The organism is Psychrobacter urativorans, assembly GCF_904846695.1.
GTDB classification, from domain to species: domain Bacteria; phylum Pseudomonadota; class Gammaproteobacteria; order Pseudomonadales; family Moraxellaceae; genus Psychrobacter; species Psychrobacter urativorans.
Window position 1 is genome coordinate 1 of the sequence record NZ_CAJHBR010000016.1, and the last position, 14,632, is coordinate 14,632.

The following is a 14,632-nucleotide window of genomic DNA, read 5'->3' on the forward strand; positions in this document are numbered from 1 at the left end:
ATCGGCATCAGCATCAGCATCAGCATCGGCATCGGCATCGGCATCGGCATCAGCATCAGCATCAGCATCAGCATCAGCATCAGCATCAGCATCAGCATCAGCATCGGCATCGGCATCGGCATCGGCATCGGCATCGGCATCGGCGTCAGCATCGGCGTCAGCATCAGCATCAGCATCAGCATCGGCATCAGCATCAGCATCAGCATCAGCATCAGCATCAGCATCAGCATCGGCGTCAGCATCGGCATCGGCATCGGCATCGGCATCAGCATCGGCATCGGCATCAGCGTCAGCGTCGCTGTCATCATCATCATGACCGAAAATAGCTGCTGCTAAACCAACACCAGCTAGTCCAACTAGCCAAGGAAGAGCATTAAAGCCTTCCGTAGCACCAACCCACCAAGGGGAAGCCTGTGACTGACCGCCAATCGCTTGGCCTTCAATTTCACCAGCTTGTAACTCAGTAACGTAATCCCCTACTTTTCCTGTATCTGGCACGTAGTAATAGTAGCTACCATCTTCGCCTAAACCTATAAGAGCGCTATCGGTGCTGTCATAGAAGCCTTCAATGATAAGATCAGGTGTATTACTGTCCTCTTCAAATGAGATTTCTAAATGCTTGCCTACCCGCTTAGTTATTATATGATCTGGTGCCTTTCCAGTAACTTGCTCAATAAGCTCATAGTTCACTTTATTTCTGGCTTGGATAACTGTAGGTAAGCTATCTTTTGTAACAATGATTTTTTCAGCAATGACACTGTCTTTACCGTTGACTTTAACCATAATGTTATTCATAAGTTCATCCTTGGACTATTGATTTTGAGGGAAATTATTATCGAAATAAAATTATTGAGAGATCTATTCTTCCGATATGACAGTAGCGACAACTCGACGATTATTTCGACGTCCTTGTCTAGTAGTATTAGTATCTACAGGTTTATATTCGCCATATCCCATAGGAGTCAGCTTCATACTGTCGACGCCATATATATTTACTAAAATACTTTTAGCTTTATTAGCGCGTGCCTGAGAAAGCTCTAAGTTGTAGTTATCAGAGCCTTTGTTGTCAGTGTGACCTTCTAAAATAATTTTATTAATCGTACGACGGGTTTTGATAAAGTCAGCCATTGCACCTAACTCAGCTGTGGTATTGGTTGTAATTTTAGTGCTGTCAAAGTCAAACAAGACTGTGAACTGTTTTTCATTTCTTATCGGTTGATTTGATGCTGGAGATTCTACTGTTAAGGGCATTACAACAATAGGTTGAGGAATTACTGCTGGTTGAGGGCTGCTACAGTCTATGAAAACACGACTAATTTGATGCGTTTGACGCATGCTTTGACTCAACAGCGACAATGCTTGTGTAGTAGGCAGTTTTTCAATCGTAGGTGCGCCTGCTGCAGACAGGCTTATTTTTAAATAAGTCGTGGTTTGCGGTATAAAGTCAAACCGCTTTGACTGAGCTAGTACTTGTGCGCTTATGCTATTCATATTTTGAACAGTAATTATCTGTGAGCCATTACAGATAACAACATCTGAATAATGATTATTAGTTAAGCTAACTTGAAACAGGTTGTCTAAATTAGCGCCAACAAGATCATCAGAACCAATCCCCACTACGATAGGGTTTGTTTCAGTAGCAGTCTCACTTTGACGTATAAAAACAATTCGGCTTTCGTTAGCTTTTAGCATGTTGTCACTGGGCTGCTCAAAAACAACTCCACTCTTTTTCCACTTGATTTTATTGATTGCAATATCAGCATTGGATAGCTGATTGCCAGCCATCATTTGACAACCAATTAGACTCATTGCTATTACTAGTACTGGCGATAATAATATTTTGCTATTCATGTCATTACCTCTAAGTAAGCGAAAAATGAAGCCTATTGGTATTTGTTCTACTGAGCCTCTACCCATCCTACAAAAACAGCAGAAAAAGCCTTATTTCTCTCATTGAATTTAGTTTGTTAATACAACAAACGCATTAGCAGCTATCCCAGTAGCTGTTAATGCTTTCTATTAACATTATTAATTTATTGTAAAACCATCTATTTTCATCGTTTCAATATTCCGACCTAAACGCAGTAAACTCAGAGAAAATATGATAGTTAGAGTTAAAATTAATTATATTCGAATAAACGGATATAAATATTCGTTTTAATGAATATATCACAGTTGATTAAGGTTCACAGCAAAAAATCAAATTTAATGACATGAGGTAAAGCCTGAAATTATTTAGAAGAGCCTGAAAAAGATAAATTGCTTACCAGTAATGACCATTCATTTCTTATTCATCACATACTCATTAGAGGGATTACTGTGCTTACTAGTAATGAATACTGAAGCTAGTAGCAAAAAATAACTATGCTGCTGATAAGCTTTAGAAAACGGACTACAGAACACGTGAGTAGTGACAGGAATTTACTTAAGCTGGAATTGCAAAACGTTTGGTAATAATAGGCGATCATTATTTAGCAAAAAAAAATCCCAGCTATTAAGCTGGGATTTTGATATTCAGTGCTAACAATTGTCATATAAAACGTTTATATAGACTGTCTGCTACTTCTATTAATATGATAGAAGTATAAATTACTATTTTTTGATAGCGAATGGTCAGATATGATTTAATATTTATTAGAGCGGTGTATTAGAGCGGTGTATTAGACCTTTCAATTAGCAAGAATCATGGGGCAATGAATAGTTTTGAAGCTCTGTAGCTAAAATCAGCTACCCGCTTAATTGATATTCAATAAAGGCCCGTATACTGTGTAGCTAATTGATGGTAAAAATGATATAGCGAAATTGGCTTGGAGTAATAGGTGATGCAGAGAATATGAAAAATACACTAATATAAGCTCAATTACAGTGACCACCACTATGCTAAGGATCAAATCAATTCTGTATCAGCTTTAATTAAGATATAGAAGGCGGCTGATTTATCGACTTAAGCACCGAATTGCAGGCATAAAAAAAGCCTCACTACATTACATAGTGAGGCTTCCTGCTTTTTCAAGCCATATTTGGAGCGGGAAAAGAGATTCGAACTCTCGACCCCAACCTTGGCAAGGTTATGCTCTACCACTGAGCTATTCCCGCATATATCAAAATGTAGCGTTATTCACGACTACCTCTGGATAGGCTGGCTATTCTAGCAACTTCTACGAAAGTGTCAATCTTTATTTTCTTCAATAACACCTACCATAGACTCTTTAGACCTATAATAATACTAGATTCGATTTCAAACAATTGATTTAAAACTATATTTCTTCAGTATAAATATTTTTTATTTTAATTAAAATTTTAAAAAAGGTAATCTAATAATCAGCTCTTATAACAATGTCTGATAAAATTAGATGCAACGGCTAGAGTTTAGGATCTTTTATAGACTACTATTTCTATCGCTACCGCCTTTTCCCAGCTTTAGTATCAAGCAATATCTGTGTTTTAGTTACCTATCATTACATAACTTATGAATTACATGCTAGTAAATCGTATTACTTACAATGCTACGCTGTATTGTTACTATTGCAGTGTTGGATTTGCACAGTAATGCTTATTATAATAAAGCGAATTATTTTTCATCTTTATTATTTGTACAACTTTATCTCTTACGAGGACGTATATTATGAAAAAGCTAGTAACTACTACAGTTATGGCAGCATCACTATCAGTACTAAGCTTAACAGGTTGTAGTACTACTACTAACGGTGGTGCTATCGGTGTCGATCGTCAGCAACTATTGCTAGTATCTAGCGAGCAAGTATTACAGCTTTCAGCGCAAAGCTATAACAAAAATATTCAAGAAGCACGGGCTAAAGGCGTACTGGATACTAATAAAGCTCAACTTAATCGTTTAAAAGGCATCGCTAATCGCTTGGTAGGTCAAGTAGGCGTTTATCGTCCAGATGCAGCCAAATGGAATTGGGAAGTTCACACCATCAAGTCTGATCAGCTAAACGCTTTTGTTATGCCTGGTGGTAAGATCATGTTCTATTCTGGTATTATTGATAAATTAAATTTAACCGACGACGAAATTGCTGCCATTATGGGTCATGAGATGTCGCATGCTTTACGTGAGCATTCACGTGAACGCTTATCGCGTGAGTATGCAACGCAAACTGGTATTGGTGTAGCTGCTAGTGTATTCGGTCTCTCACAAGGTCAAGCACAGCTGGCAAACTTAGCTGGTGACTTTGGTTTAAGTCGTCCTCATAGTCGTACGCAAGAGAGTGAAGCAGATCAAATCGGTCTAGAGCTAATGGCACGTGCCGGTTATAACCCACAAGCAGCTATTAGCTTATGGCAAAAAATGCAACGTGCCAGCCAAGGTGAGCCACCGCAGTTCTTAAGCACTCACCCATCGAGTAGCAATCGTATTACCCAGTTGCAAGCTTTGATGCCTAAGGTCACGCCGCTGTATCAAAAATCACGTCGCTAGTTGCTAACTATTGATGATTAATACAGTAAATTAAGTAAGTCTAGCATTTGAGAAACCACAACTATTAATAGAGTATGAATGACTGTTCATGCTCTATTTTTTGCTTGAGTGTTTTATATACTGAGGTATATCAATCAGCTATACGTAAGGTACAACCATTCCTAGCGTACTGCTACCCTACTTTAGCTCTATATTATTAAGGTTTTACTATCTGTTATACTAAACGCTTAATTTTATAACTGTTTAGCGTTTAGATCATTGAGGTATAACTATGAATACGCCTACTGCTGCTGCTCTTGACTTAGGGCTACAGGAATTACATCCTCAACACCTTGAACTGATTAATGAGTCCATGAATCATGCTGGCTATTTTGAAGGTAAGGAGAGCCATTTTAAGCTCACTATCGTCAGCGCAGTTTTTGATAATAAACGTCTAGTGGCACGTCATCAGCTGGTTTATGCTTCAGTCGCAGAATTATTAACTTCAAAAGGAGGTAATGTTCATGCGCTTGCTATTCATGCTTATACGCCTGCGGAGTGGCAGCAGCAAACTCAAAGCCCTACTAGCCCGCTATGTGCAGGTCAAAACTCATAATAGATATGACAAAATAATAGTATCTTTACTCTTATAGTAGCTGCTAGCTAACCTTAGTGCCTATAGAATTATCGCTTATAAATAACAGCTATTTTACTAATATACTTTTATCATTATATAAAAGTATATTTCCAGCAGACTTCATATGAATTTGTGCATCATCGCTCTCGTTCGTGAACTTTCATACTAAAGGATTAACACTTAATGAAACATTTGCACACTCTGTTGGCACTGTTGGTGATAGGCCTATTTATATATCAGAGCTACTTAGTATTGAGCGCGCAGAAACGGCCGCCACGAGTAATCAAAATTGCTAACCATATTCTTTACGCCTTGATTATTGTTTCAGGCGGCTGGATGCTCATGCAGCTACTAAGCGTTAATGCTCCTATTCAATGGGTATTGGCCAAAATTGTTTTACTCATTGCTGCTATTAGCGCCAGTATCAAAGCCTTTAGTCCCAATGCCCTGCCGTCACAAACTAAAGTGGGGGTTGCTATCGCCACCATAGCTTATATAGGCATAGTAGTATTAGCTTGTACCAAGCCGGCTAACTTTTTTTAAGTTCTAAGTTTTGGGTCTAAATCACTCTATAATTAATGCTCTGGTTTTTTAGCATCGATTTAGACTTCAAATGCTATGTTTTTAGTATCACCAGCGCTTTAATTTTGCTATCTTAAGCACTTGTATTATATTATTAATATATTCCATGCAAATACAATACCTTAGCCTTACGGAGCCACTATGAAAAAACTCACAGCAGCAACGCTTTTGAGCGCAGCTGGTATATTTGGTCTCTCAGGCTGTGCAACAACTGGCAATCTAACCCCACAATATGTACCGCCCAGCACTTATCAAAGCTACGACTGCCAAGCACTCACTCAAGAGTATAATCGAGTCAATAGCTATGTTGAGGCTACACGTAACGAGCGCTCAACTTTATCATCCTCTGGGGTCGGCGTAGGTATCTCTGCAGGACGCTGGGGTATCTCTCCCAATATCAGTTTTGGGGTGGGCAAAAGCAACGACACCAACGCTCGCGATGTTAAGTTATCACGGCTTTATGGTGAGCGTGATGCCATCATTCAATCTGCCCGTATTAAGCGCTGTAGCTTTGCCAATGGTATTAAGATTTATGGTGAATAAAGTTAAACAATAGTTAATCTCAAATGTTCAACATAAAAAAGCCAATACCTTAGTAAAGTATTGGCTTTTTTGTCGCTTAAATGCAGGCAATTAGCATCAAAAGCTATTTATGATGGCAAGCTTTGTATCCACTGTACGATCTGACCACTAGACAAAGCACCTGACTGCCGTGCTATTTCTTTACCGCCTCGAAAAGCCACCATCGTCGGTAGGCTACGAATATTATAAGGGGCGGCGGCTTGCTCGTATTTATCGGTTTGCAGCTTAGCCAGCACTACTTGCGGTAATTGACTAGCAGCCGTCTTAAAATGTGGTGCCATCATTAAGCAGGGCTGACACCAGCTCGCCCAAAAGTCCACAATAGTTAGGACATCATTCTTTTGAATAACTTTATTGGTCGATTGCGTCGTTAGCTCATGCACGCTAGCTGTCAACAATGCCTCGCCGCATTTACCGCAGTTAGGATTAGCCGCTAGACGCTCCGCTGGTAACCGGTTAGTCGCTTGGCAATTATTACAAACGATATGCAAGCTTTGTTCACTCATTCGGTAACTCCTATTTTAATTATTATTTGCTGGTTATCATGATCCATGATTGTTAGCTTAAAGCGCGGATAGCTAAAAAACTGGCTTTAACTTAAAAAGAGGTGCTTATTACTAACTAGGTTAACACTTTTATTGAGTTTATGGCTCTATGCTTACGTTTGGCGGACTTAATACTATATGGGCTTACGCTTTGTTGCAGAGACTTACTTAGCAAGGTACTGCCTAGTTTATTTACAGTGTTGATTGAATGTTCTGCACAGCAACAATTGCTAATTGCTAATTGCTAATTTTGGCATGATGGTCGGGCTGAGCCGCTATAGATATAGGTTAGCGCCCGTGGCGCTGATAAATACTCTGCCCTTAGCTCCTCAATGCTAAACCCAGCTGCTTCAATAAGTGCTGGAATATCACGATTGAGATGACAGCCACCTGCTAGCGGCTTCCACCAAGGCGTCAATCGCTGTTGCCAACGCGCAACTGGGGCATCCGGTGCTAAGCCATGCTCACAAAATAGCAATCGCCCTGCTGGTTTCAGCACTCGCATCATTTCTTGCAGCGCTGGTATTGGCTCATTGATACTACATAGTGTAAAAGTCATAACAATAGTATCGAATCGATCGGTTGCCGCATGAATGCCCTGCACATCAACAGCCATTATCTCAACGGGGATACCAATAGCATCGGCACGCCGACGTGCCACAGTCTGCATCTGTGCAGCTGGGTCAACTGCAACTATAGTTGCCACCTTTTGCCGATCATAAAACTCTAAGTTAAGACCGCTACCGATGCCAATCTCTAATACTTCGCCTAGTGCTTGCGGAACGATTTTGGCGCGGGCACTCATCACAGCATCAGTGCTACAAGCTATATCAATTATTTTTGGCAGTACATAGCGTTTGTAAGGGTTCATTGCGTTCTCCATTTGCCGCAGTAGCTAATAGTTTATTTTCGCTATTTACTGCATTTAGTAAGGTCAATAACACTAAGTATTATTGACCTTTGACAACAGAGCAGCGGCTTTGCTATGGCATTAGCTTAACGTTTGCAGGTATTCATACCCAGCATAGTATATAACGGACAAAAACGGAATATACCAGTCAATAAAGGCACTAACCCGATAATACCCCACAAGCTCTGAAAATAAACCCCAAGGCCGATGATAATTACTCCGACAATAATGCGTAGTACTCTCTCGTTGTTGCCAATATTAATCTGCATAATTAACTCCTTTATTGCAGTTGCTGATGCGCTCAGAAACTTTAAATAATAAGCTAGACATATCTGGACTAGCCATAGTAAAAAGACTATTTATATCATACTGATTTAGGCTGTAGAATCATTGCCCAAGTACATTAATAGGTACTTTTAGATAACGAGTTCCATTCGATTCAGGCTCAGGCAATTTACCAGCATCGATATTCACTTGGACTGAAGGGATTATTAAGCGTGGCATCTCTAAAGTCGCATCGCGGCGCTCACGCATTTCTACAAACTCGGCTTCGTTGATACCTTCTTTGACATGAATATTAGCCAATTTCTGCGCCGCAACTGTCGTAGTCGCACAGTGCTTACGACCTTGGCTAGGATAGTCATGGCATAGATAAATGACCGTATCATCAGCTAGAGCTAATATTTTTTGGATAGACTGATACAAAGTTCGGGCATCGCCGCCTGGGAAGTCGCAACGTGCAGTGCCCACATCAGGGGCGAATAGCGTGTCACCCACAAAGACTGCTGTTTTACTGTCATCAGTAGCGATATAGGCCATGTCAGCAGGCGTGTGTCCGGGCACATGCATAGCAGTGATAGTAATATCACCTAACACCAAAGTATCACCTTCTGCCGTTAAAATATCGAACTGACTGGCATCAGTACGGAAACTAGTATCAAAATTAAAAATTTGCTTAAATATTTTCTGTACTTGGGTGATATATTTACCCATCACTAATTCGCCACCTAAGGTTTGTTGCAAGTGGATAGCCGCAGATAAATGATCAGCATGCGCATGCGTTTCAATAATATACACCAGCTGCCACTCCTGGCTACGCACGAACTCAATAACCTCATCGATTCCGGTGCTGCCAGTACTTCCTGACTTAGGATCAAAATCCAGTACAGGATCAATAACGGCGCATAGCTGCTTTGAGGTATCTGCTAATACGTGGGTAAAAGTCTCTGTGTCTTGATGTAAGAAAGAATGTACTTGCATGCTGTCCTCGCTGTAATCGAAACCTAGTATTCAGGGTTTAGTCTTAAGCTACTATCGCTAGCTTCTAATTATATTGATGGTCTGCCAAGATGTAATAGAGTTTGGCAGCTTTAGTTAATAGTCGAACTCATGGTCAATATAACAACCCCTAAACACTTTATCAATTTATATAATGTAAATTTTGATAATTATATTGGGTATACTATATAATTAACCTTCAGCTCGCTCAGATTAGATAATATTGGACAGTCAGCTACAGCAGTAATCGACTTGTAAATGTCCAAAACGCCCTAAATAACATAATAATTAGTATAAAATAATGACATTACTGTGACTACTTAAGGAGTCCGCTCTGACAACTACTACTTCATTAACGACCCCGTTGATACCGACTGATACTGATAAAAGCGATGGCTTAGAATCAGTAAATATGGCTGACTTTGTCCCGCTAGATCTTGCTAAGCAAATGCAACAAGCTTCACAGCAAGCAAGCAAACTTCTGAAGTCATTATCACACCCTGATCGTTTGCTATTGCTATGTCAGCTAACCCAAGGTGAATATTGTGTTAGCGAGCTTGAGAGTTCAGTTGGTGTTGGACAGCCAAGCTTATCACAACAGCTTGGCATTCTACGTAAAGACAAGCTAGTAGCTACTCGTCGCGAAGGCAAACAAATTTATTATAGTATCGCCAGTGATGATGCTTTAGCGGTGTTGCAGCTTCTCTATGAGCGCTTTTGTTCAAAGTAAAATTGACAGCTAGCGCTGTGATTTGACCGCTGTTTTGTATGCTAAGCTTAACCTGATAACTGTTCAAGACGATGGTACTTTCTTATGACTAATGCTGCTCAGCGTCTGATACCGATTTGGTTGCGCCAATACCCACTCTCTGCCCTATTGACTGACTTAGTCGCCGGATTAGTGGTAGGGGTGTTAGTCATTCCACAAAGCTTAGGCTATGCGGTGTTAGCAGGTCTGCCGCCTGTTTATGGGCTGTATGCCGCTATAGTGCCAGTTATGGTTTATGCTTGGATTGGCTCTAGTAACGTACAGGCAGTGGGCCCTGTTGCCATCACCGCCATTATGACCGCTAGTGCTCTACACGCTTACGCGGATCAAGGGGCTGAGCAGTACGTATTAATGGCCAGTCTATTAGCGTTAATGGTCGGAGCACTGTTATGGATAGCAGGTTGGCTGAAACTTGGCTGGATTATGCAGTTCATTAGTCGCGGGGTATCAGCTGGCTTTATTAGCGGTGCTGCCGTACTGATCTTCGTCAGCCAGCTCAAATATTTAACGGATATTCCAGTCGCTGGCAACAGCTTAGTTGGCTATGTGTCGAGTATGGTGAAGTATGCTCAGCAACTGCACCCATTAACGCTATTGATTGGGGTGGCGGCCTTTAGCTTGTTAGTCGCTAATCGCTATGCCAGCCAGTGGGTCTGGCGCTCGTGGCTCTCGGTCAGCTACGCCAAATGGGCTGAGCGCTTGTTTCCTCTTATCCTACTCATCAGCGCGCTGTTACTGAGCTCAATACTGCACTGGTCTTCTGCTGGAGTAGCCACTATTGGCGCTATTCCGCAGGGATTACCTAGTTTTACTTTGCCTTATATTCCAGACTTACGTGAGGCGCTGAACCTATTGCCAACAGCAGGTCTAATGGCATTGATTGTCTTTGTCTCCAGTAGTTCAGTTGCTAGTAACTATGCGCGCTTACGCGGGGAAACCTTTGACGCTAATCGTGAACTGACCGGCTTAGGGCTGGCTAACCTAGCTGGTGGATTTTTTCAGAGCTTTGCGGTTGCTGGTGGATTTTCGCGTACCGCTATTAACGCTGACTCAGGGGCTAAAACCCCACTGGCCAGTTTAGTGACTGTAATCGTGATGATTGCTGCTTTGATCGCCTTTGGCACAGCCCTGGCTCCCCTGCCTTATGCGATACTAGGCGCAACTATTATGGCCTCGATTATTGGCCTGATTGATATTGCTACTTTTAAATCGGCTTGGCAGCGTGATCGTTTAGATGCTGCAAGCTTTATAGCTGCTTTTATTGGGGTGCTGATATTTGGCTTAAATACTGGCTTAGTTATCGGCTTGATGGTGTCTTTTGCTAGCTTGATTTTGCAGTCCAGCCAGCCGCATGTAGCTGTCGTCGGGCAGCTGGCAGGTACTGGACACTTTCGCAATATTAATCGTCATGACGTCATCACTTATCATAACTTAGTGATGCTACGCGTTGATGAGAGTTTGTTTTTTGGTAATAGCGAATCGGTACATCGCCACGTTATACAAGCGACAAAAAAGTATCCTGAGGCCAAGGAAATCATCTTAATTATGGCTGCTGTCAATCATATTGACCTCACCGCTCAAGAGATGCTAATCACCCTTAATCAAGAGCTTGCTGCGCAGAACAAGCGTCTACATTTTAGCTTTATTAAGGGGCCAGTCATGGATATTATTGAACATACGCCATTGATCTCTGAACTATCTGGGCAAGTCTATTTGAGCAATATGGATGCTGTTACTGCTCTAAAAGATACTTAAGCTATTTTGCACCGCTGATGAGTATTGCTTGTATGCTATAAAATAGCATTTTGTTGAGCGATAACGAGCGAACCCTAAATTGCTCATTGCTCATTGCTCATTGCTCATTGCTCAGCAAGGTAAACGACTTAGCACAACGTAATGGGTGTAAGACATTTAACCTAAATAACTGAGCAGAAGGCACTAATTAGAAGATAGTCGGCATCAAATATTCCCTATAAAAGCAGCCTAGCCTATAACCAAGTTATTAATTGAACTATATTCACCACGCTTAAGCTCAGTTATACTGTAAGGCTACCATTTAAAATTCTGTTTAGAGGCTAATACTCAAGTAATCGCTACTCAAGTAACCGCTACTCAACACAAGCAACTGACATTACTTATGACTGATAATCTCACTATTTATAAACAAATCTATCCTACGCAATGCGCTAAGATTGCTGAGCTAGGCTATCGTTCAGTGATTAATATTCGTCCTGATGATGAGCATATCACTCAGCCAAGTAGCCAAGAGCTAGCCACTGCTACTAAGCAAGCAAACTTAGCCTACCATCATCTACCTTTTGACGATGAACGCTTAAGCTTACTCACGGTCGAGCAGTTTGCCACTTATTATCATGCTTTTCCTAAGCCTATCTTGATGTTTTGTGGTACTGGCGCTCGCGCTAAATTGCTTTATCAAAGTGCATTAATGCAAGGTCTGCTCTAGATAGCTAAACCTATCACCGTTTTAACTCAATAATCCAAACCGAGGAATTTTTATGGCGCATAATATTAGTATCCAAGGACAAGTCACTCCTGAACAAGTTGCTATGCTGGCTGAAAATGGCTTCAAAACCATTATTAATAATCGTCCTGACGGCGAAGAGAGTAATCAGCCTACTAGCGCTGATATTGCTGCTGCTGCCGAAAAGGCCGGTATTGCTTACAAAGAGATTTCTTTTGCAGGAACTGGACTTACTCAGCCTCATGTTGAAGAGTTCGCCGATTTTTTTAATCAAGCCGAACAGCCAATCTTGATATTTTGTCGTACGGGTGCGCGCTCAACAGGTATCTATGAAGCGGCCAAGCAGATGGATTTGTTAGACGACTGATCTACCTAAAGACTAAACTAAATAGTCTGTGCCTACTGTCTCTAACTACGCCTATCATAAATAATGATGGGTGTTTTTTATGAGCGTTGCCGCAAAAAGCGGTTTAGTCTTGATTGCAGTGGTTATCCTTGCTTAAACACTCGATTGCGGGGACTTGGCTGGGGGAGTTATCGAGACGCCATCAGACTCTAGTCACCGCTCCAGTGGGTGAGCAAGATAGGAGCGCAAAGCAAGATTAGCTACAAAAAAAACCACCTCGATATCGAGATGGTTTTTTAAAATAAGTTCACTCTATTGAGAAGTATTAATCTTACTGCATTACTAGATATTCAAAAGCACTTAATGCAGCTTTACTACCCTCACCCATAGCAATATTAATCTGCTTAAACGGTACAGTAGTGACATCGCCACAAGCAAAGATACCTTTGCGATCGGTACGGCAGCGCTCATCAATCTCAATCTCACCAAAGCGATTCATATCGACGAAACCTTTGATAAAGTCAGTATTAGGTATCAGTCCAATCTGCACAAATACCCCAGCTAAATCAACTTCTTTAATCTCGCTAGTTTTGCGGTCTTCATAGACGATAGAGCTAACTTTACCATCTGTGGCTTTGATTTCTTTGGTCGCCGCACTAGTGATGATTTCGATGTTGTTTTTTTCACGGGCTTTATTGATTAACACCTGATCAGCTTTTAGCTCATCAGCATATTCAAAGACTGTAACATGGTTGACGATACCAGCTAAATCTAGTGCTGCTTCGATACCGGAGTTACCACCGCCAATCACTGAAACATCTTTACCTTTAAAGAAAGGGCCATCGCAATGAGCGCAATAAGCTACGCCTTTACCCGTGTTTTCTTCTTCGCCTGGAATGTTAAGCTTACGCCATTGAGCACCAGTCGCTAGAATAATACTACGACTCTCAAAAGTCTCACCAGTATTCAGATGAATGCTGTAGTTTTCGTCTTCAGTTTGATCAAGCGACTTAACATTGACGTGTTGCTTTATGGTGATGTTGTATTCACCCAAATGCTTGATCAAATTATTCGATAAATCGGTACCATTAGTCAAAGGGACTGAAATCAAGTTTTCGATATCTTGAGTATCTTTAACTTGTCCGCCAATACGGTCAGCGACCATAGTGACTTTTAGGCCTTTACGAGCCGTATAGATTGCCGCTGCAACGCCAGCTGGTCCGGCACCAATGATAGTGACATCTTGCTGCTCAAGTTGCTCAGTATCTTCTGCGCTCGCTTCATTTAACAAGTCTGGATACTGCTCTTGTAGTTTTGCGATTAGTTTGGCAGTGTCAATCAAACCGTTAGCAAAGGGCTTACCGTTTAAGAATACCGCAGGCACGCCTTGGATCTTATTAGCGTCTACTTGCTCTTGAAACAAGGCCCCATCAATCATCTCATTGCTAATACCTTCATTCAATAAGGCAAACTGATTGAGTGCTTGTACTACTTCTGGGCAACTGTGGCATGACAGAGATACGTAAGTCTGAAACTGGAGCGGCTTGTTAAAACGCTTCACTAACTTTTGGATACCTTCATCCAGCTTTAAGGTATGACCACCCGCTTGCAAAATAGCTAAGATCAATGACGTGAACTCATGGCCACCAGGGATACCACTAAACACAATACCATTATCAACTAAAGTATCATCAATATGGCTACGCACCGCAAAACTAATAGGGCTTGGCAAACTGCTGTCATTGGCTTCAGGATTAAAATTAATCTTGTCAGTAGTACTAGCGATACTAGTCAAAAATTCTATCAATTCGGCACGTTTAGCGTGTTCGCCTCTACCCAATACAAAGGTAATAGGACGGGACATCTTTTCACTATAGCTCTTGACTGCATCTAATAAGCTTTGGTCTATCATGGTGATTCCTATTTTATTATAGAGTAAATGTCGTTAAAATTTTAAAAAGTAGCAAGTCAGTAGTTACTAAGTATTAGCCGTTGCTCAATATAGGCAAGCTGTTACCAGCTATCTACTAACTTTTGATAACTCTATTATCAGGGGTTTCATTATTTTGGGCAAGCTGAGAAAT

At 41.1% G+C, this 14,632-nt stretch carries 15 protein-coding genes and 1 tRNA gene; 8 read left to right on the forward strand and 8 right to left on the reverse strand.

The annotated features are described in order from the left end of the window. From JMY09_RS10455 to JMY09_RS10465, 3 genes are all read right to left on the reverse strand, one after another. A partial coding sequence (locus JMY09_RS10455; RefSeq protein WP_201623539.1) for a hypothetical protein occupies window positions 1–795 on the reverse strand: 795 nt, incomplete at its 3' end. Between the two features lie 63 nt (window positions 796–858). Next, window positions 859–1,851, reverse strand: coding sequence for an OmpA family protein (locus JMY09_RS10460; RefSeq protein WP_227677283.1), 993 nt, complete (start codon window positions 1,849–1,851; stop codon window positions 859–861). A 1,170-nt stretch (window positions 1,852–3,021) separates the two neighbouring features. Beyond that, window positions 3,022–3,096, reverse strand: a tRNA-Gly gene (locus JMY09_RS10465). A gap of 529 nt (window positions 3,097–3,625) precedes the next feature. On the opposite strand from JMY09_RS10465, the gene JMY09_RS10470 reads away from it, so the two are divergent. From JMY09_RS10470 to JMY09_RS10485, 4 genes are all read left to right on the forward strand, one after another. Continuing rightward, a complete protein-coding gene (locus tag JMY09_RS10470; RefSeq protein WP_201623540.1) occupies window positions 3,626–4,438 on the forward strand; it encodes a M48 family metallopeptidase in 813 nt (270 codons plus the stop codon). Window positions 4,439–4,709: 271 nt separating this feature from the next. Then, entirely contained in the window at window positions 4,710–5,033 is a 324-nt protein-coding gene (locus JMY09_RS10475; RefSeq protein WP_201623541.1) for a BolA family protein, read from the forward strand. 204 nt (window positions 5,034–5,237) lie between these two features. Next, window positions 5,238–5,597: a SirB2 family protein gene (locus JMY09_RS10480; protein ID WP_201623542.1), complete on the forward strand. Its 360-nt coding sequence runs from the start codon at window positions 5,238–5,240 to the stop codon at window positions 5,595–5,597. A 180-nt stretch (window positions 5,598–5,777) separates the two neighbouring features. Continuing rightward, the gene (locus tag JMY09_RS10485) at window positions 5,778–6,179 is read left to right on the forward strand and encodes a hypothetical protein (protein WP_201623543.1); all 402 of its coding nucleotides are present in this window, start codon (window positions 5,778–5,780) and stop codon (window positions 6,177–6,179) included. A gap of 107 nt (window positions 6,180–6,286) precedes the next feature. On the opposite strand, the gene JMY09_RS10490 is transcribed toward JMY09_RS10485, so the two are convergent. The 4 genes from JMY09_RS10490 to JMY09_RS10505 all read right to left on the reverse strand — a co-directional run bounded on the left by JMY09_RS10490 (window position 6,287) and on the right by JMY09_RS10505 (window position 8,933). Continuing rightward, on the reverse strand, window positions 6,287–6,724 hold the full coding sequence (locus JMY09_RS10490) for a thioredoxin family protein (protein WP_201623544.1): 438 nt from the start codon (window positions 6,722–6,724) through the stop codon (window positions 6,287–6,289). A 283-nt stretch (window positions 6,725–7,007) separates the two neighbouring features. Continuing rightward, window positions 7,008–7,634 (reverse strand): class I SAM-dependent methyltransferase, encoded by a 627-nt coding sequence (locus tag JMY09_RS10495; RefSeq protein ID WP_201623545.1) that lies wholly within the window; start codon window positions 7,632–7,634, stop codon window positions 7,008–7,010. Window positions 7,635–7,759: 125 nt separating this feature from the next. After that, window positions 7,760–7,942: a YgaP family membrane protein gene (locus JMY09_RS10500; RefSeq protein ID WP_201623546.1), complete on the reverse strand. Its 183-nt coding sequence runs from the start codon at window positions 7,940–7,942 to the stop codon at window positions 7,760–7,762. A 118-nt stretch (window positions 7,943–8,060) separates the two neighbouring features. After that, entirely contained in the window at window positions 8,061–8,933 is an 873-nt protein-coding gene (locus JMY09_RS10505; protein WP_201623547.1) for an MBL fold metallo-hydrolase, read from the reverse strand. A gap of 430 nt (window positions 8,934–9,363) precedes the next feature. Here JMY09_RS10505 and JMY09_RS10510 point away from each other — a divergent pair, with 430 nt between their 5' ends. The 4 genes from JMY09_RS10510 to JMY09_RS10525 all read left to right on the forward strand — a co-directional run bounded on the left by JMY09_RS10510 (window position 9,364) and on the right by JMY09_RS10525 (window position 12,569). Beyond that, entirely contained in the window at window positions 9,364–9,681 is a 318-nt protein-coding gene (locus JMY09_RS10510; RefSeq protein ID WP_265088016.1) for an ArsR/SmtB family transcription factor, read from the forward strand. A gap of 84 nt (window positions 9,682–9,765) precedes the next feature. Then, a complete protein-coding gene (locus JMY09_RS10515; protein WP_201623548.1) occupies window positions 9,766–11,475 on the forward strand; it encodes a SulP family inorganic anion transporter in 1,710 nt (569 codons plus the stop codon). Between the two features lie 382 nt (window positions 11,476–11,857). Next, window positions 11,858–12,184, forward strand: coding sequence for a beta-lactamase hydrolase domain-containing protein (locus tag JMY09_RS10520; RefSeq protein WP_201623549.1), 327 nt, complete (start codon window positions 11,858–11,860; stop codon window positions 12,182–12,184). Between the two features lie 52 nt (window positions 12,185–12,236). Then, window positions 12,237–12,569 carry a TIGR01244 family sulfur transferase gene (locus JMY09_RS10525; protein ID WP_201623550.1) on the forward strand — a complete coding sequence of 111 codons (333 nt, stop codon included), beginning with the start codon at window positions 12,237–12,239 and terminating at the stop codon, window positions 12,567–12,569. 310 nt (window positions 12,570–12,879) lie between these two features. On the opposite strand, the gene ahpF is transcribed toward JMY09_RS10525, so the two are convergent. After that, complete coding sequence (gene ahpF, locus JMY09_RS10530) at window positions 12,880–14,460, reverse strand: alkyl hydroperoxide reductase subunit F (RefSeq protein WP_201623551.1); 1,581 nt, start codon at window positions 14,458–14,460, stop codon at window positions 12,880–12,882. Window positions 14,461–14,632: the final 172 nt, after the last annotated feature.